11 protein-coding genes and 2 tRNA genes are annotated in these 18,880 nt (G+C 42.2%); 9 read left to right on the top strand and 4 right to left on the bottom strand.

What is annotated here, in order from left to right; translation table 11 throughout:
- Positions 1–74: 74 nt before the first annotated feature.
- Entirely contained in the window at positions 75–2,333 is a 2,259-nt protein-coding gene (locus JMX95_RS01980; protein WP_201559897.1) for an ankyrin repeat domain-containing protein, read from the bottom strand.
- A gap of 550 nt (positions 2,334–2,883) precedes the next feature.
- Here JMX95_RS01980 and JMX95_RS01975 point away from each other — a divergent pair.
- Positions 2,884–5,262 (top strand): AAA family ATPase, encoded by a 2,379-nt coding sequence (locus JMX95_RS01975; protein ID WP_227675930.1) that lies wholly within the window; start codon positions 2,884–2,886, stop codon positions 5,260–5,262.
- Positions 5,259–6,530, top strand: coding sequence for an McrC family protein (locus tag JMX95_RS01970; RefSeq protein ID WP_201559895.1), 1,272 nt, complete (start codon positions 5,259–5,261; stop codon positions 6,528–6,530). The genes JMX95_RS01975 and JMX95_RS01970 overlap by 4 nt, the downstream gene beginning before the upstream one ends.
- Before the next feature lie 339 nt (positions 6,531–6,869).
- On the opposite strand, the gene JMX95_RS01965 is transcribed toward JMX95_RS01970, so the two are convergent.
- Positions 6,870–6,946 (bottom strand) — tRNA-Asp (locus JMX95_RS01965).
- Between the two features lie 65 nt (positions 6,947–7,011).
- Positions 7,012–7,087: transfer RNA gene (locus tag JMX95_RS01960), tRNA-Val, on the bottom strand.
- Between the two features lie 296 nt (positions 7,088–7,383).
- Between JMX95_RS01960 and JMX95_RS01955 the strand changes: the two genes are divergently transcribed.
- The 7 genes from JMX95_RS01955 to JMX95_RS01925 all read left to right on the top strand — a co-directional run bounded on the left by JMX95_RS01955 (position 7,384) and on the right by JMX95_RS01925 (position 17,822).
- Positions 7,384–9,021: a cardiolipin synthase gene (locus JMX95_RS01955; RefSeq protein ID WP_201559894.1), complete on the top strand. Its 1,638-nt coding sequence runs from the start codon at positions 7,384–7,386 to the stop codon at positions 9,019–9,021.
- A 104-nt stretch (positions 9,022–9,125) separates the two neighbouring features.
- Positions 9,126–10,583 (top strand): tetratricopeptide repeat protein, encoded by a 1,458-nt coding sequence (locus tag JMX95_RS01950; protein ID WP_201559893.1) that lies wholly within the window; start codon positions 9,126–9,128, stop codon positions 10,581–10,583.
- Positions 10,584–10,759: 176 nt separating this feature from the next.
- A complete protein-coding gene (locus JMX95_RS01945) occupies positions 10,760–12,346 on the top strand; it encodes a 3-deoxy-D-manno-octulosonic acid transferase (protein ID WP_201559892.1) in 1,587 nt (528 codons plus the stop codon).
- Positions 12,343–13,068, top strand: coding sequence for a 16S rRNA (uracil(1498)-N(3))-methyltransferase (locus JMX95_RS01940; protein WP_201559891.1), 726 nt, complete (start codon positions 12,343–12,345; stop codon positions 13,066–13,068). The genes JMX95_RS01945 and JMX95_RS01940 overlap by 4 nt, the downstream gene beginning before the upstream one ends.
- Positions 13,069–13,358: 290 nt before the next feature.
- On the top strand, positions 13,359–14,483 hold the full coding sequence (locus JMX95_RS01935) for an extracellular solute-binding protein (protein WP_201559890.1): 1,125 nt from the start codon (positions 13,359–13,361) through the stop codon (positions 14,481–14,483).
- A gap of 173 nt (positions 14,484–14,656) precedes the next feature.
- Positions 14,657–16,363, top strand: a complete 1,707-nt coding sequence (locus tag JMX95_RS01930; protein ID WP_201559889.1) for an ABC transporter permease — start codon at positions 14,657–14,659, stop codon at positions 16,361–16,363.
- Positions 16,364–16,469: 106 nt separating this feature from the next.
- A complete protein-coding gene (locus tag JMX95_RS01925; RefSeq protein WP_201559888.1) occupies positions 16,470–17,822 on the top strand; it encodes an ABC transporter ATP-binding protein in 1,353 nt (450 codons plus the stop codon).
- A gap of 166 nt (positions 17,823–17,988) precedes the next feature.
- Here the strand turns inward: JMX95_RS01925 and JMX95_RS01920 are convergent, their stop codons facing one another.
- On the bottom strand, positions 17,989–18,861 hold the full coding sequence (locus JMX95_RS01920; RefSeq protein WP_201559887.1) for a methyltransferase domain-containing protein: 873 nt from the start codon (positions 18,859–18,861) through the stop codon (positions 17,989–17,991).
- Positions 18,862–18,880 lie beyond the last annotated feature (19 nt).

The raw sequence follows: 18,880 nt of genomic DNA, 5'->3' as shown, positions 1-18,880 counted from the left end.
GATCTAATATAACCTGAAAGCAAGGATATCTTCCTATGGCTATCAGGTTATATTAAAAGATTACACTAATGAAGTTAATTTACTTTATCACTACTCACTAAAGTTAAACTCCTGTCTACAATATCCATTACATCATCAGTTTTAAAGTGCTGACAGATTTTCTCATAGCTCACAGCTTGACCATCTCTACGATCTCTATATACCATATTGATGATTTCATCTTTTGAGTCTTCAGTAGCGTTATTCAACATATGGGAGACCAGTTCAGCTTCATTAAGCTCACAGGCTAACAAGAATGGAGTGTACCCATCGATGTCATGCCAGTTATACTTAGAGCTAGGGTTTGTACCTTTATCAATTAGTAGCTTTGCTATTTTACGCATCTCATCTAAGTCAATTAACTCATAACCTGCCTGTGTTTGCTGCTCGACAACTGCACACAACTCTTTGAGAATAGCCATTTCGTCCGAACTTTTCATAATTTTAGCAAGATGGTTCGTTACTTGTTGTCTATTGAAACCCAAGCTACCTTGAGTTTCTCTAACAAAAGCAGAAAACTCAAAATCACTCATTCTCTTTACTGCAGTTTTTGGATCTTCAGCGATCATAGAAAAACGGTTGTTTAACTGTTTCGAATTTTTGATCGTTCCAATTAAAAATAGGCATGTGGTTAGGGCATCTAGATGGCTTCCACCGCCTTTTTTATTGACATCTGCCCCTAAGTTTATAATATGTTCAACGACCTCAAGTCGCCCTGTCTGTACTGCACTTAATAATGGCAAAAGATGCTTTTTAGAGGTCATTGCATTAATCGTTTTCGGTACGTATTCTAAATCTTTGAGCGCTTGATAAAACCTATCGTCTGGTTCATGAATCTCAGTTAAATTCATGTGCTGTAAAGCGACTAATAAAGCTGATTCGTTGTTATCAGAGAGGATATTGATGTCAGCACCAGCTTGCAAGAGTTGGTTAACAGCATCTAGTTCCTTTCGTAATGTGTTCCAAATAAGCTGTGTCGTTACTTGCTTGCTCTTACCCTTATTCCTATGAAGCTTGGCATTGTTATTTATTTTCACTTTTTTATTAGGTTTTTTAAGGTCAAGTGCTAGTTCTTTTGCGTTTAAATGTATAGGTAGAACAGCTGAGCTCACTTTATATTTTTCTGGTAGTTCAACCTTAAATTTATTGAACACCCTTTGCGCATTGCTTCGCCACATATTGATTTCCCAGTCTTCAACTAGGTTTTCCTTCTTACGTTTGGTATCCTCAGTCAATATCGTAGGTAGAGTGTAGCCATATAGGTTTTGGACACTTTTTAGCTTTGATATTAAGTTCATATCAGGTCTCTCTTGCCAGCTAGCAATCACGAAACCGACTTCGATAATCTGCTCGCATAAGTGTCCTGACCGATAAAGGCTAAGCTCAAATGTCTTAACAAAATACTCTTTAGCTTTCTCTATTTCATCCTTCGAAAAACTGCTTAGACTATAAGTCAGAAGCTCTAAAATAATAGTAGAAGGTCGATGAAGAAATTGCTCATCTTTATTCTGATATAGAGTGGCTACATATTGCATATCTCTTTCATGTAGTGCTAATAGTAAGTCCTCGAATTGAACCATCAGAGCTTTAAAAGATGTAGGCGGTTTTAAATATTGGGTCAATAATTCAAAATCATTGTGTTTTTTAAAGTACGCAATAGCACGAGCCGTTATTAAGAAAACCAGAATATTCTTTGATATATCATGGTGATTAGGATTGAGAATCGCTAGCAAACTGCCATAACTGGGTAGATCATCACCGCGACGCCATGCCGTAATCTTATCTTTATCGCCCTTAGATAAACTGGTATAAAAAGAATTCCAACCTTTAACACGTTTTTCAATAATTTTGAAAGTAAGCTCCAAGCCTGTAGAGTTATCATTGATTAGCTCAATGTAGTCAGATTTTTCAAAAGGTCTTGTTCTTGTTCCTAAAAAAGAGACAATATTAATTAAATAAGGGCAAAAAAATGCTTCAATTATCCAAGGTCCAATGTCATCTCTATGCTGCTCTGATAGATTATAGGTTGCTACTATCTTTAGATAATCATCAAACATCTGAGCAATTAAAGCTTTAAGCTCGTTCTCAACTGATTTTTTTAGCTCAACTCGTTCGATAACTTTATGTATATGTATATTGATAAGCTGGTCAAGCTCATTCTTACTTAGATATAGATCATGACATTTGTTATCTAACGATTCACTATCATTCTTGCTATCAATTGCTCTAGCAATAGCTCTTACTACTTCAGCAGGGAAAAAATAAGGGCTTGTCTTAATGCTTGTAGTTCTCATTGTGCATAACCTTCTTTTGTATGTCTAATATCGTTGATAAAATTTTTAAGAGCTCTATGATCGCTCGGCGTTTTAGAAAAAGTAACAGACTGTCCGCATGGTGCAACGATCTGATTGTGTTTTCGTTTCTTTCTAAATAACCAGCCTTGCTTTATTAGGCGCTTTATATGATGATTAAAATCTTTGTTGCTTGAATATCTCATATTTTTGAAAGCAGATGTGGCTTGCTACCGCATCTGCCTCTCCAAATTAATTATGTTTGAATTTATTTAGGCTTTGCATTTCCGCGATTTGATCCTGACGAATTGCTTGAACCGTTCTTAGTTGGCCAATTCCCACCGTTGCCTTGGTTCGAAGTTGGCTTTGCTTGTGTAGACTTACTCATGGTGTCGCTCCTACTTTGTGTATGCCTTTAGTGGCATCTATATAATCTCAAACATTTGAGCGACCGCCCACTGGGTTAATGCCGAGAAAATTTTTATTTGTGATTAAATGCTTTATAAACCATTTTCTGATTGTAATTTTTGAGTTTTTTAGAGGAACTAACAGTATGGATACAACAAAAATAGATAGTGATTTAGTATCGAAGATTATTGAGTTAAGCCAAGACGATGCGATTACAAGTAGACCAGAAGGTGTTGAAGAGCTTTATGAAGAGTTTTTAAGCAAGTTTCCAAAAAATAAGATAACTGAATTAACTCAGGAGCAATACTGCTTAGGTCATGGATCTATCACAGATAATTATTGTCGATGGATAGAGCGCGGTCTACAGCCTATATTTGGTCGTTATATGCCGGGCACGGCAAAAGGGCATCTACTTTATCTACAAAAAGATGGAACACTATATAAACATCAAAGCTTGAGCGACCTAAGTGACGATGATGCATTGAGTTATGTTCTTAATATACATCAAGTGATAATCGATGCTGACGTGAACACTGATATCACTTGGATTGATGAAGATAATGAGGTATATGATCGCGCAGGTGTAGAGCCTAGATGTGTTATGGGAGCGGGACGTCGTGCTCGCTTAGTATCTATATACAATCCAAACATTATCCTACCTATTTCCTCTACTGTTCATATCAAACATTTTCTGAAAGCGTTCGGTCTCCCAGAATCGGAAATACCTCCTTATAAGAATGTGATCCAACGCTTATTAATGCTCACTGATATATATCAATCTATCAAAAAACACCATGATTTAGAGATAACCCCGCATCAGTTTATGTCAGTTCTGTATAGTGATAAGTTGGGCATTAAACCAAAGAAAGTGACAATTGAGGCTAGTTCCAACGATGAATTAAATGAGAGGTTAATCACAAATATTTCTAATTATAGTTCTCTTAATCAGATTCTATATGGACCACCAGGTACAGGTAAAACCTACTCAACCACATGGCGAGCTGTCAGCTTAGCAGATCCCGAATGGTATTTTGAGCTGGAAGAACAAGATTTAGATCCTGATGATCAGAGGAATGTTATTAAAGAAAGGTACGATGAGCTCGTATCAGAACAGCGTATAGCTTTTACTACCTTTCATCAAAGCTTTGCTTACGAGGACTTCGTTGAGGGAATTAGAGCAAAAACCGATGATGACACAAAGCAAATTTCCTACGATATAGAAGACGGGATATTCAAACAGATTGCAGACCGTGCGGCCAACATAGTTACTAGAAATAAAATAGAAGGATTAGCAGAAAAACCAAAATTTTGGAAGATATCATTAGGTGATTCAGATCAGAAAGAGCTACGTAAGTATTGCTTTGATAATAATGAGGCTCGTATAGGTTGGGGATATACGGGTAACTTAAAGGCTAATTTATCAGAGCGTAGTCAACAGGAAAGAGAATATTTAAATGGTATGGGTAGTAACGATAGGTCTTCTATTAAAGATTTTTCCGAAAACATTAATATTGGAGATGTGTTACTTTGCCTTAAGGATCAAAAAACTGTACGAGCTGTTGGTATTGTCACGTCAGACTATATATTTGATACAAGCTTCAAGGGGCTCGCAGAGTTTCACCATACTCGTAAGGTAAACTGGATTCTGCGAGATATTAATTTTGATATATATACCTTAAATAACAATACAAACTTAACTCAGAAAACTTGTTATAAAATTAATAGATTTACGTGGGATGATTTAGCTAAAAGTTTGGAGCATCAAGATTACTCGCTAGATAGCCAGTCTATAAGTAACTTGCCAAAAGCTTCAAACAATCACGTACTAATTATCGATGAGATCAACCGCGGAAATATATCTCGTATTTTCGGTGAGCTTATTACATTACTTGAGCCTGATAAGCGTAAAGGTGGTACAGATGCGCGCGAAGTTATACTGCCTTATTCAAAATTACCGTTCTCAGTCCCCTCAAATCTTTACGTGCTAGGAACGATGAATACCGCTGATAAATCTCTTGCACAGCTAGATTTAGCATTACGCCGACGATTTGATTTTATTGAGCTATTACCTAAGCCTGAACTTTTAGATGGCATAACAGTTCATGGCATTGCTGTATCTGAAATATTAACAGTAATAAATCAGCGTATTGAAGTGCTGTTAGATCGTGAACACACCATAGGTCATTCGTACTTCTGGTCTTTGAAAGACTTGGATTCAGATGCCGAAAAAGAAATTGAATTAGGTAATATTTTTAAGAGACGGATTATCCCGTTACTGCAAGAATACTTCTTTTCAGACTGGGAGCGTATTAGTTGGGTGTTGAATGATCCTAGTAAACTTCACACTGAAAAATTCATTCAAACAGAAAGTATTTTGCCAAAAGTTAGTGAGTTATTCCATAGTAGTATTAAAGGTCTAAACGATCGTCGTTACCTTATCAATGAGACTGCTTTTAACAACCCTGAATCCTATAGGAAAATTCTAAATCAGACTCAGCCTGAATCTTCGGATGGCGAAGCATGATTCAAGTCAGAGAATATGCTCAGCTGACTACAGATAAGACAGCATGTCCTAGCTTAGATTTAGCTATTATCAAGCAAGAAACATTTGATTGGTTAGTGGGATTAAGTGAAAAAGAGAGCTATGGACGGTTTATTACTTATAAGCGTCCACAATACTTGGAGCTACAATCTTATGTAGGTTATTTGGAAAGTCCTTGCGGCGAAGGTATTGAGATACTACCAAAGACAGGATTAGGTGCTCAAGAGTCAGATAAGAGCAGAGAGGTCTTATGCAAAATGCTAAGCTCCGTATTAAACCTATCCTATAAAGAGGCTCAATCTGCCAGTCTCAATCGAATGAACTTACCTATTCATGAGTGGATATACTACCAGTTTTTATATTTGCTAAAGGAGCTGGTAGCGTCTGGGCTCAGATTTGACTATCAAAGAATTGAAGAAGAAAGTAGATTTATTCGTGGCCAGCTTGATATTACAGTTCAACAAAGGCAAACGGTTGGCCGAGCTCATCTTTTTCATATTCGTCATGATGTCTATCATCCAAATCGACTTGAGAACCAACTAATCAAAACAGCATTGGATTACGTACAGCAGCACTGTAGGAGTTCTGAGAACTGGCAACTGGCTAATGAGCTCTCACACATCTTAGACCCTATAACGAATCTTAGAGAGCCTCTAAACTCAATGCATAAGTGGTCAGACATCAAAATATTGCAATCCTACCGAGCGATAAAGCCATGGTGCCAACTAATACTTGAAAAGCTTAATCCAAACTTTCAAAAGGGAGAGCATCGGGGTATTGCATTGTTATTCCCAATGGAAATTTTGTTCGAGAAGTATGTGGCAAAATGCTTACGACGAGATATCAAGTCGCCCTGGCAACTAACAACACAGGCTTCTAATAAGCACATGGTGAATGACCAAAAAGGTTTAAAATCGCGCTTTCAATTAAAGCCTGATCTATTAATCAGTAAAGAAAGAAAAAACTACCATGTACTTGATACCAAATGGAAGTTAATAAACTCAAATAAAAAGAATTTTGATATAGAACAGGATGATATTTATCAGCTATTTGCTTATGGTCACAAATATTTGAATGGGAGTGGAGACATGATGCTTATTTATCCTAAACACCATCAGTTCGAAACACCTTTGGAATGTTTTCATTTAGGAGAAAAATTGAGGTTGTGGGCAATACCATTTTGTATTGAAACTGACAAAGTGGTTATCGGTGAATGGGTAGAAAGGTTTCCGTCTTTACCTCAAACTTAGTTTGAGGCTGATCCTTTAAGCTCCTGAACTTATCGATAAGCATAAAATTTGGGGATCAGTTACCATCAGCAACTTTTAATAATCTTGGTCACAAAATGGTCACCGTTTGGTCACCGAGCACTTGGTCACCGATTTTCAAGAAGCAGAGTGCATGTATGCAGACTTATAGAAAATACATTATTAAAGAGTGGACTACTTCTTAAGGGTTGATAAAGAAAGAATAACCAACCCTTACGGATAAAGGCTTTAAGGAGAATTGCAGACACAAAAAAACCTCAAACAATCTAATGTTTGAGGCGAAACTTGCTTAAACTCGAGAGTTTAAATTCGTTTTAAATATGGCGCAGCGGACGGGACTCGAACCCGCGACCCCCGGCGTGACAGGCCGGTATTCTAACCAACTGAACTACCGCTGCTTAGGTCGTACTTAGTTTATTTAACCACTTAGCCTACTACTTGAAAGTAACGCTATACTAAATAGTGGTGGGTGATGACGGATTCGAACCGCCGACATTCTGCGTGTAAGGCAGACGCTCTACCAACTGAGCTAATCACCCTTCGAACAATTGCTAAGCAATTTATTCAACATCAACTGAGCTCTAAGTTTGTCACTAAGCTCTGCTGCTGTGGGTGTGTATTATATAGATTTACACATGGCTGTCAAACAGTTTTTTAACTATTTTGAAAAATAATTGAAAATACTGTCTGACAGCTATTATTAATAGTAGTCTGAGGCACGTGTTTTCTAAGGTTGCTGCCTAAAAACTTATTATGGTTAGTCATTGTTTGATGGTCAAAAACTACTATACTATTGAGGGTGTTTTACGACTCATGCTTTATTTTATGTTGATTGTTGGAGGCGGGCATAGAAAATTCTACTATTGAACAAACTTTTACGACCTGGTCTTGGGGAGACTTCGCAGGCTTGGGTCTGGTATTGCATATTGTTCTCATGATAGTAATGACGCTACGTGTTGTGTCGGTACAGCGCAATATCGGTGTGTCTATTGCTTGGATTGCTGTGCTCTATACCTTGCCTCTTTTCGGTTTTATCGCTTATATACTATTGGGTGAGCCGATGATAGGGCGGCGCTATCGTCAACGGGTAGACCAAGCAAGCTTATTGATGGATGATATGGCACGGCGTGAGAATTTGGTTTTTGATCAGGGACAAGAGCTGCTGCCAGCCAACTACCGCGGTGTCAGTCAAATAGGCACGCGCTGGACGGGGCTGGGCGTGTTTCCTAATCACAATATGCAGCTATTGACAGATCCTCATACTATTTTTCAGCGATTAATCGAAGATATCAATGCCGCTCAGAGTATTATCTTGATGGAGTTTTATATTGTTTATCCTAAAGGACAAGTGCTAGAGGTGATAGAGGCGCTGTCAGCGGCAGCGCAGCGTGGCGTTGAGTGTCATATATTGGCCGATAGCGTGGGCAGCTTTAGTTTTTTTAATAGTAGCGCGCATCGTACTTTAGAAAAAGCAGGTGTTTTTGTCCATCAGTCACTACCAGTGGGTTTATTTAAAACCCTGTTTAAGCGCTCTGACTTGCGCAATCATCGTAAGATTGTGGTGATTGATGAGCACATTGGCTATATCGGTAGCTTTAACTTGGTCGATCCGAGGTTTTTTAAACAAAATAAAAACGTTGGACAGTGGATTGATGTGGCGATACGCACGACTAGTCAACACTCTATTAGTATTACGACAGCCATGGCAATCGTGGTGGCCACGGATATTGGTGCGGAAAACAATGACAATCTAGACGCGCTCAATCAGCGAGTAAATGGCTATACTCGTAAACTATATGTGATGAACCCAACTATTAATGATTTAAACAGTCGGGTAAAGGTATTGGCTGGTGAGATTGACTATTATAAGCAACCAAATATTGGCTCGACATCGATTGTGATACCGAAGATGCCGATGGTAGAAGGAGTGCTGGCGCAGCTGATACCCTCTGCACCGCAAGTGACAGCCCATGTGATTTACAATACATTGGTGACCGTTATTCATCGCGCCAATAAACGCATTCGCATTACCACACCGTATTTTGTACCTGACGAGGCGCTCTCGGGAGCATTAACGATCGCTGCCAAACGCGGGGTTGAGGTGACGCTGATTGTCCCTGAAAAGGTGGATTCGTTTCTTGTACAGCATGCGTCACAAGCCTATTATCAAGAGCTGCTCGAGGCAGGCGTGACGATTGCCTTGTTTAAGGGTGGTTTGTTGCATACCAAAACAGTGGTTATCGATGATGATTATTGTTTATTTGGTACTGTAAACATCGATATGCGCAGTTTTTATCTAAATATGGAGGTGAGCTTGGCCATTTATACACCAGAGATGGTCGCTCAAGTGGCTGATTGTCAAGAAGTCTACTTACAAAGTTGCCGTTTTTTGAGTTTAGAGCAGTGGCAACAGCGCCATGGTGCAGAGCGTTTATTTGATAATGTGGTACGCTTATTTAGTCCTTTATTGTAGCATTTTCGATTTTAGGGTAAGGTAAACGACTGATGTCAGTTTAGTCCCATGATGACCTTATTTTTATTACTATTAATTTATCCCGATAAAGGATGCGCTTGTCTATGTATGCATCGTCTGCATCACCTCTAACGCCCTTTGACTATATTGCAGCAGGCTATTGGCAAGACTTTCTAGCGGATCGTCCTATCGCTGGTGGCATTGCTTACGAAAGTGAGCTTCGTGATTGTATATTAGATGAGTCATTGGCCAGCTTACAGCGAGTCGATACGCTGCTGTCGCACATACGCCGTGAGATGGTTAAAACTGGTCGATGGCATGAAGAGACATTATTGCTCGATGAACGCTATCGTAACTTTATGGTATTTTTGGCGTTTTATGCAGGGCGAGTATTGGCACAGCAATGGCAAAGTACGCCGCATTGGTATGGACAGTTTGAGCTACATAAGCGCTATCCTGAACTGGCTCTTACAACCGATGATTTTTATCAACATCTGGCGGTTGTCTATTGTCAGTCGGCTGATGCTAATAGCGTTACGTCATTGTTTTTTGCAATAGAGCCGATAGGGATGCGTCTATTTGGTCATATTGATCGGCCGTTTAAGGCGGTACAAGGCGGTCAAGTGGCTAGTGGTCTGTATCAAGCGGTTAGCGCAAGGTTGCCACATGCGCACGACAATCACGTTGCTAATTCGATCACACCAGCCATTAATATCAGCACACCAAATACAAGCGCTAGTGTAGAGCGCATTAAAACGGTTGATAGTCAGGAACCGTTAGAAAAAGAAGGGTTGAGTCATACGCCACATGATGTGCCAGAATCTCAGAACCTGTCTCAGCAAGAGAACCAAACTAAGCCTGTGCTGTCTAAATCAGAAACAGTGCAACCTCATACGACCTCAGAAAATACGGTATTAGAGCAGCCACTACCATCGTCAGTGTCTTCTCCTCAAGAATTGCCAACGCCCGCGATTTTTACGCAACTACTCGTAGAGCTGGATAACATAGAGGTCATTCAAACGGCTGGCAATAGTGAATATCAGCAAGCCCATAAAGTGCTAGAGCAGTTAGAACAGCATATTGCCAAGCAAAGTCAGCCGCGCACGCAAATGCGCTTTTCAGAGAGTCATTTGACGACAAAAAAGCAAGCGTTATTAACACTACAAGAGGCGGCGCATGCGGGTAATAGCGCTGCCATGCTACATTTGGCAATGTATGAGTTACTTGGTGAAGGATTAGCGGTTGATAAGGGTGCTGCTACAGCGTCAGGTGCTGAGTGGGTTAAGCAGGCAGCCAGCAAAAATGACAGTCGTGCGCAGCGCCTACTAAGCAAGATGTATTACCAAGGGGTTGGCGTGGCGCAAGATATAGATACTGGCAAGTATTGGCTAGAGCAAGCAGCGGAGAATGGACACGCGGAAGCGGCGAGCGTAGTAGGGCAATGGCAACAGGCGCAAGCGCTGATAACGACACAAAAACAAGAGCAACATAGCATGAAGCGCTATCAGCTGCTATTCGCCGCCATACTCGTAGTGGCAATATTGATCCTAATTATTGTCTAAAATATTTTATGGCAACACGCTGTAAAGCGTATTGTTAATCGCTAAATTCAGGTAGAATTGGCGCATTTTTTACCGTCACCTTACTATAGTCGATTTAATTTAAAGAGGTGAATGCCGTCACTCTTTTATAGTGAATTGACTATATTATTTAAGCCATTACTAATCTGGGCAACTTTATGCCATCTTCTCCTATATCCTCTGATTGTGCTTTAGAAGCGACTGACCCAGTATCGTTGCCCAGCCGCACTGTTTATACTGCGCCTTTGTATTATCAGTGCGCCATTGGCTTACTTAAGCCGCTATATCGACTCCAAGTTTGGCAACGCTCACACAACCGCGACAACTATCAACAAGAAGTGGCGCAGCGTTTTGGCAAACAATATCCGCCGCGGCCAGTGGCTAAAGTGACTAATGCGCAAACTGATAAAGGCGTTATTTGGTGTCATGCGGTGTCATTGGGCGAGACCAATACCGTCGCGCCATTATTAGATACATTATTGGCTGATGGCTATCAAATATGGCTAACCAATACCACGCAGACAGGTTTTGCTCGCGGTGCTAGCCGTTTCGCCGATGATATTGCTCAAGGTCGGATGAGCCATAGCTACGTACCTGTCGACAGCCCAACTGTGATTGAGGCTTTTTTGGCGCATGTCAAGCCCATCGCTGCTCTGTTTGTAGAAACGGAACTGTGGGCAAATATCCTAACCAAATTATCCGAACACCGTATTCCCAGTATCTTGGTCAACGGTCGGCTGTCAGCGTCTTCTTTTAAAAGTTATCAAAAAATTGCTGCGGTCAGTGCCAGCATGATGAAAAATCTGACTTTGATTATCGCCCAAGACAGCGACTCAGCGAAACGCTTTCGACAATTGGGTGCGAATAGCGCGCAAATTCGTGTCGCAGGTTCACTCAAATGGGTGATTAATACGCCTCAAATTGAAGATAAAGCGGCTGATATAGAAAACAACTATACAGAAAATTCTAGCGTACCAAACCAATATTCTGAATCGGCCAAAGAGTCCACATTAGCAAAAGAGATGAATATCGCTGGTCGACCGATTTGGGTTGCCGCAAGTACCCATAGTGGCGAAGAAGAGACGGCACTGTCATTGCATCAACAGCTATTGTCTCATCCCGCGCTCGCTGATGCGCTGCTTATCATTGTACCTAGACATCCTGAACGTTTTGATGAAGTAGCAGCGCTCATTCAAGCGTCCGAATTAACAATGGCACGGCGTAGTGCAGAAGATAGCATTCATGTAGACACACAAGTCTATCTGGCTGATAGCATGGGTGAGCTGATGACGTGGTATAAGTTGGCAGATGTGGCACTGGTCGGCGGCTCGTTAGTAGATGTCGGTGGACATAATCCCGTTGAGCCAGCGAGTGTGGCAACGCCTGTACTCATGGGACGCTATACGCAGTCTTGCCAAAGCGTGGTGGATAAATTGGCGGAGGTCGGCGCGTTATATCAGCCAAACAATGTTTTCTATCGTCCCGTTACTGTTAGTGCGGCTACTACTAATGATGATACGAATCAACAATCCTCTCGTAAGAAGCCTGCCGCTAAAGAGGAGGTAGCGCTCATTTATCAGCAGCTAGTGTCTTGGCTCAGTGATCTTGAGGTAGCGGCACAAGCAGGGCAAGCTGGCGCGCGAATGACGAGACAACAGCAAGCCGTACTGACCCGCCAATTTACCATGATTAAAGAGGTTGTCGAGCAGCATGCTATTCAACAACCAAGCCAAGAGCTGCTATGAATTGTCTATTATTACCCATTGAAAACTTCTCTTCGGATGCGGCATATATTGATGAATTATCACAAATAAATCACGTCAATAAAGTGCTAACAGCAAAAGTTGGTGATACGCTGAAAATCGGTCAAATGGGCGGTCATTTGGGCACTGCTGTGATTGAGAGCATCCGCTCTGATGCTATTGAGTTGCGTGATATCCAGCTCACCACTTCGCCGCCACCTAAGTTAGATTTGACCGTTGTATTGGCACTACCGCGTCCTAAAGTGCTACGCCGCTTAATCATGGATATGACCGCGCTTGGTGTGCGCGATATCATCTTAATCAATAGCTATCGCACGCAAAAAAGCTATTGGCAAAGTCCGATGCTTGAGCGCCTTGATGAGTTTGTATTAGAAGGGCTGCAACAAGGGGTTGACACCATAGCACCTCGTATCACTTTACAAAAACGCTTCAAGCCATTCGTGGAAGATGAGCTGGCAGGTTTGGTAACCAATCGAGCCATCGTGGCGCACCCGTATAGTGAGCTATCCTTGACACAGTATCTACAACAGCCGCCATCGTTAGGATTGCCAAGTCTGGTTTGTATCGGTAGCGAGGGCGGCTGGATTGATTATGAAATAGCACTGCTCGCCACTCAATGTTGCGCGGCAGTGACTATAGGCTCGCGCATCCTGCGTACAGAAGCCGCCGTCAATGTGATTTTAGGTCAATGGTTGCTGTCGTGAATCAGCAGATCATTGAAAGATAATTAAGACATGCCATCACTTAGAAAATCTATACATTACTCCATGAAGATCTATAAATTTGTCCTTAAAAAGAGACAATTGAGCCAAATTATCGGTGTATTTCTGAGTTAAACAAATGTATTGATAATTAATATCATTTCTATTAGTATGTTGTTTCAGAGATTATCGCGTGATTGAACCTTATTATTATAGGTCTTTAGCGCCGTCTTATCTTATTGTCATCTCGTCTATTTATCTCACCTTTTCGTAGCATCATTATGGGGAAAACCATGTCATTGAATGCCATTAGCGCTAACCTAACTTCTACTAAGCTTATCTTGCCTGTTGCCGTATTTGGCATGATGTTGGGACTGGCTGGTTGTAGCAATTCATCTACAACAGAAGAGAGCGTGGAGGCGGAGACATCAGCGGCGGCTACTGAGCAACCAGCTGCTAATGATGGTGCTACGAGTGAAGGTGGTCAAACGATTACTATTTATTCTTCGCGAAATGAGCAGCTGATTAAGCCATTGCTAGACCGTTATACAGAACAGACAGGTGTGAAGATTGAGCTGGTCACAGATAGTACAGGTCCGCTCATGGCGCGTTTGCAAGCTGAAGGTCAGAACACGCCAGCCGATATGCTGCTCACGGTTGATGCGGGTAACTTATGGCAAGCGGCTCAGCAAGGCTTGTTACAACCAGTATCCTCTACTGTGTTAGAGACCAACGTTCCTGCCAAATATCGTGATCCAAAAGGTCAGTGGACAGGGCTATCATTGCGTGCTCGTACGATCTTTTATGACCCAAGTAAAGTCAGTGCCGACCAATTGTCTACTTATGCAGATTTAGCCGATCCAAAATGGAAAGGCAAGTTATGCCTACGTACCTCTAAAAAGGTCTATAACCAGTCGCTTGTGGCCAGTATGATGGAGCATTTAGGCGAAGAGAAAACCGAAGAAATCGTCCGTGGTTGGGTCGCTAACTTAGCTACTGACGTGTTCAGTGATGATACCAGTATGCTAGAAGCCATCGCTGCTGGTCAGTGTGAAGTGGGCATTGCCAACAGTTACTACTACGGTCGTCTGCTCGATGAAAAACCTAACTTCCCTGTGAAAATATTTTGGGCAAACCAAGGCACGACTGGTACACACGTAAATATTTCAGGTGCTGGTGTGGTCGCAGGTTCAGACAATCCAGATGGGACGCTTAAACTGATAGAGTGGTTGTCTTCTGATGAGGCGCAAGGTCTTTATGCCAGCTCAGACAAAGAATTCCCAGTAAAAGTAGGGGTTGATGAGTCAGAAATGCTCAGATCATGGGGTGAATTCAAAAAAGACGATATCAATGTGCAAAAGTTTGGTGAGCTACAAACCCAAGCCATTCAGTTGATGGACAAAGCAGGTTATAAATAAGGTATTGACAGTCATACCCTTCTCAAAAATGACAATGCCTATCAAGCACGAGTATCAAGCTTGATAGGCTAAATGATAGTGTTTATGTTCAAAGCAGACAGTGTTTTTAGCCGTATTTTTGAGTTTGGTATAATGTTATAAGGTCTTTATGCGTATGACACGGTAATAATGATATGATCAAAACGCCAGACGCGTCTGTACGTCAAAACGATACAGTCAATGATAGTGCTAATGCCAACAATATGGATAATCATAATATTGATGGCAAGCAGACTGTCAGCCAAGACCACGCCGTCCGTAAACGTATTATCTCAAAATCAGTCTTAGGACTGATTTCGTCGTTTATGCTTTTGCCAATTTTGATTGTGTTGCTATCTTGGACGCAGCCAATTGCTGATATCTGGACGCACATGGCAGATTATGTGCTGCCGCAAGTGCTTAAAAATACCGCGATTTTATTGCTGATGGTAACGGTCGTGTCTGGCACTATTGGCACAGCGCTTGCTTGGGTAACAAGTATGTACCGCTTCCCTGGACAGCGGTTTTTTTCGTGGGCGCTGATGTTACCGCTGGCGATACCTGCCTATGTATTGGCGTTTGTCACCATTGGTATTGTTGATTTTAGTGGACCATTACAAACAGGTTTGCGCGACCTAGGCTTTGATACAGCGATTCCTTCGATCCGTAATGTCTGGGGAGCAGGTTTGGTATTGTCCCTAGCATTTTATCCCTACGTCTATTTGCTGGCGCGTCAAGCGTTCTTATCGCAAGGCAGGCGCGCGATTGAAGCAGGACAAATGCTGGGCTTAAGCCGTAGCCGCGTGTTTTTTCGGTTGGCATTACCACAAGCCTTGCCGTGGATTATTGGCGGACTATTGCTTGCCAGTATGGAAACCTTGGCAGACTTTGGTGCCGTGTCAGTCTTTAATGTTGATACCTTTACCACGGCTATTTACAAAGCATGGTTTGGCTTCTTTAGTTTGACCACTGCGGCACAATTGGCAGCTTTGCTCATCGGTGTGATCTTTATTGTGGTATTGTTTGAGCAGTATTGGCAAACCAAGCGCGGCAATAATGTGACTCAAGGTAGTAGTCAGCGTTTTGATGCCAGCACGCCCGCGAAATTGGGTATGACATTGCTGTGTACCTTGGTGTTTGCTGGCGCTTTTTTAATCCCATTTTTGCAGCTTATCTACTGGACGGCATTGAATTTTCGCCAAGATTTCGATGCGCGCTATATTGATTTTGTGACCAACAGCCTCATGATTGCTAGCATGACCACGATTTTTATTGCCTTTTTGGCGATTATTATTGCGTGGATTAAGCGGCAGTATCCTGATAAATTGACCAAGCTCATGACTACTTTGGCAAATTTGGGTTATGTGGTGCCGGGTACAGTATTGGCAGTGGGCATCTTTATCCCAATTGCTTGGCTAGACAACCAAATGATTGCCTTTGGGATTACCACGCAGCAAGTATTATCAGGCAGTGTGATAGTGATGCTATTGGCATTATCAACGCGTTTTATGACGGTGAGTTTTCAGCCAGTTGATCGACAGCTACAGCGACTAACGGTCAATCAAGAAGCGGCTGCCAAATTACTGAGTGACAGTCCTTACCAGCGCTGGCGGCAAGTGATGTTGCCTGTCATTAGTCCAGGAATATTGACAGGACTATTGATGGGGTTTGTTGAAGTCATGAAAGAGATGCCGATTACGTTAATGACGCGTCGCCAAGGCTGGGATACGCTGGCGGTGCGGGTGTTTGAGATGACCAGCGAAGGCATGTGGGGACGAGCTGCGTTGCCAAGTTTATTGATTGTGCTGGTTGGGCTGCTGCCTGTTTGGATATTATTGCGTCAAAGCGATAAGCAAGGTTAAGGTGTTTTTAGAGTGAATCTGCATTATCCGATAACGCTCCATTTTATGATTGTTTTCACTGTTTTATCTATGGGTTTTATTTACTAATAGCTAACTGGTACCGTCTATGTACACTGATTCAATGAAAGGCTCAGCAGACTCTAAATCAATCAATGCCAAGTCAATAAAGGCGAAGGCAAGACTGGAGCATATAAAAAAATTACCAGTTGCTCAAGTTAAGACGTCGCCCGCCCAGCCTAGTAAGTCTTTAGAAAAAAGTAGTGCTTTTAGCCAAGATGTTGAGACAAATACTGAGGCAGCTACGGCTACTAGTCCTTATTTTAGTGTGCAAGATTTAATCGTCGGTTATGACGATACGATTATCGTCAATGGTTTGTCATTGGAATTGAAGCAAGGCGAGATTGGTTGCTTTTTGGGTTATAGCGGCTGCGGCAAGACCACGGCACTAAGAGCGATTGCAGGGCTGGAACAAAGCCGTGATGGTACGGTTCTCTTAAACAATCAATGTCTTACTGATAAAACTGACCGCAACTCGTATGCAGTCGCACCCGCCAAACGCGGTATGGGTATGGTGTTTCAGGACTATGCGTTGTTTGGGCATTTGAGCGTGGCAAAAAACATCGCTTTTGGTCTGAATAAATGGTCTGCTGCTGACAAAAAAGCCCGTGTCGCTGAGATGCTAGAGCTGGTTGAATTGTCTGAGCATGCTGACAAACGTCCAAATGAGCTGTCAGGTGGCCAACAGCAGCGGGTGGCATTAGCCCGTGCATTAGCCCCAAAGCCAAAACTATTACTACTCGATGAGCCGTTTTCTAATCTAGATGTGGTGCTACGTGAATCATTGGCAATGAATGTCCGTGATATTCTTAAACGCACCAATACCACGGCAATATTGGTCACTCATGATCAAAACGAAGCCTTTGCACTGGCTGATAAAGTGGGGGTGATGCATAAAGGCAAGCTGGTACAGTGGGCAACCCCAAGCGAGCTATATCATGAGCCAATCAGTCCTTTTGTCGCCGAGTTTGTCGGCGAAGGCGCGATGATAGATGGCATCATCAAAGAAGGCCATGTTGAGACGGCATTAGGCGATATCTATCGGCGTATGGAAGTGTATGATGAATCAGGGTACCCACAGTATTGCGAGTATGATTATCCTAACGGCACACCGATTAAGGTGTTGGTGCGCCCTGATGATATCATTCATGACGATGAGAGCACACAAACCGCTTTAGTCGTTGGACGCGTATTTCGCGGTGCCAACTATTTATATCGCTTGCAACTTGACGACGGGCAAACGGTACTGTCTTTAGTCGCCAGTCACCATAATCATGAGATTGGATCGCAGATTGGTATCTTACCTATCCTAGAGCATGTCGTGGTATTTGATGAAAAAGACATCAATGCGACGACTTGGTCAGAGTATGATAGATCAGAGAGAGTTGATGAGACAGAATAGTCGTTATAATCAAAGCATTTATAAAGGATTAGGAAATTAACCTCGCGACATGCACACGGTATGCTATTGACGCTTGGCTGCCTTGTATCTACTTTATACCTATTTTACACTGCTGCGATTATATTGATTAAAACTCCCTCCAAAAAACAGGTGCTTGCACTTACGCTTATCGCGTCGCCAATATGTGCAAATAACGTCCCAACCGTTTATACGGCTCTAATTGCGAGTAGCGCAGCTCCATGCGTATCACGGCCTCTGGGTCATTGTGACCACCACGCTTAAGCGGGGCATAATCATGAAATACGCGCAGACCACTGGTACGTATGGTCTGATAATGATGCGCCGTCAACCAAGATTCAACTTCTTCTTTGGCGACAGGATGGTTGGGCGTGAGGCTTTTTTTGTTGTCCGCCTTGTATTCTGTATTATCGAGTAAGTTAAAATTCCCCATGATCAGGTTGCGATAATCAAAGCTTACTGGGTTATAAAAGCATAAAGATAGCGCACCATTATCCGTTAATTGCTGATCAAAAAAGTCCATCACGGCAGCGGGCTCTGCCAACCATTCAAGCAGCGCATGACACATGATTAAATCAAACTTTTCATGCTTTTCTTTGTCTAATTTTTCTGGCAGCTCCTGATAGGGGCAAACATACCATGTGATATCGAGGTTTTCGTCTATCTGCGCGGCACTCGCTTTCGCTTTTTCTAGCATATTGGCTGAGATGTCATTGATGACCAATGTATGACCTTGAGCTGCCAGCTCTATTGCAATCTGTGCGAGCCCTGCACCCACATCCAAAATACGTAAAGGTCGCCCAAGGCTTTCACTCATTTGCGCGCTATATTCAAAGATATCACGGCGTAGCACCGCCAATCGAATATCGCCTTTTAAGCCACCGTAGACCTTTTTTTCAAAATGATCCGCAATCGCATCGAAGCTACGATCGGCACGTATATCGCCTGATGCGTCGATTGTTTGTGTCAGATCAACCGATTGGTTGTCATGTTCTTTGGTACTTTCACTATGGGTTTGCATAAAGCGCTATCTGTATTAG

The sequence above is a fragment of the Psychrobacter sp. NC44 genome (assembly GCF_904846655.1).
Classification (GTDB): Bacteria; Pseudomonadota; Gammaproteobacteria; order Pseudomonadales; family Moraxellaceae; genus Psychrobacter.
The sequence above is the reverse complement of the archived record's forward strand: the minus strand, read 5'-3'. Positions and strand labels throughout refer to the sequence as shown.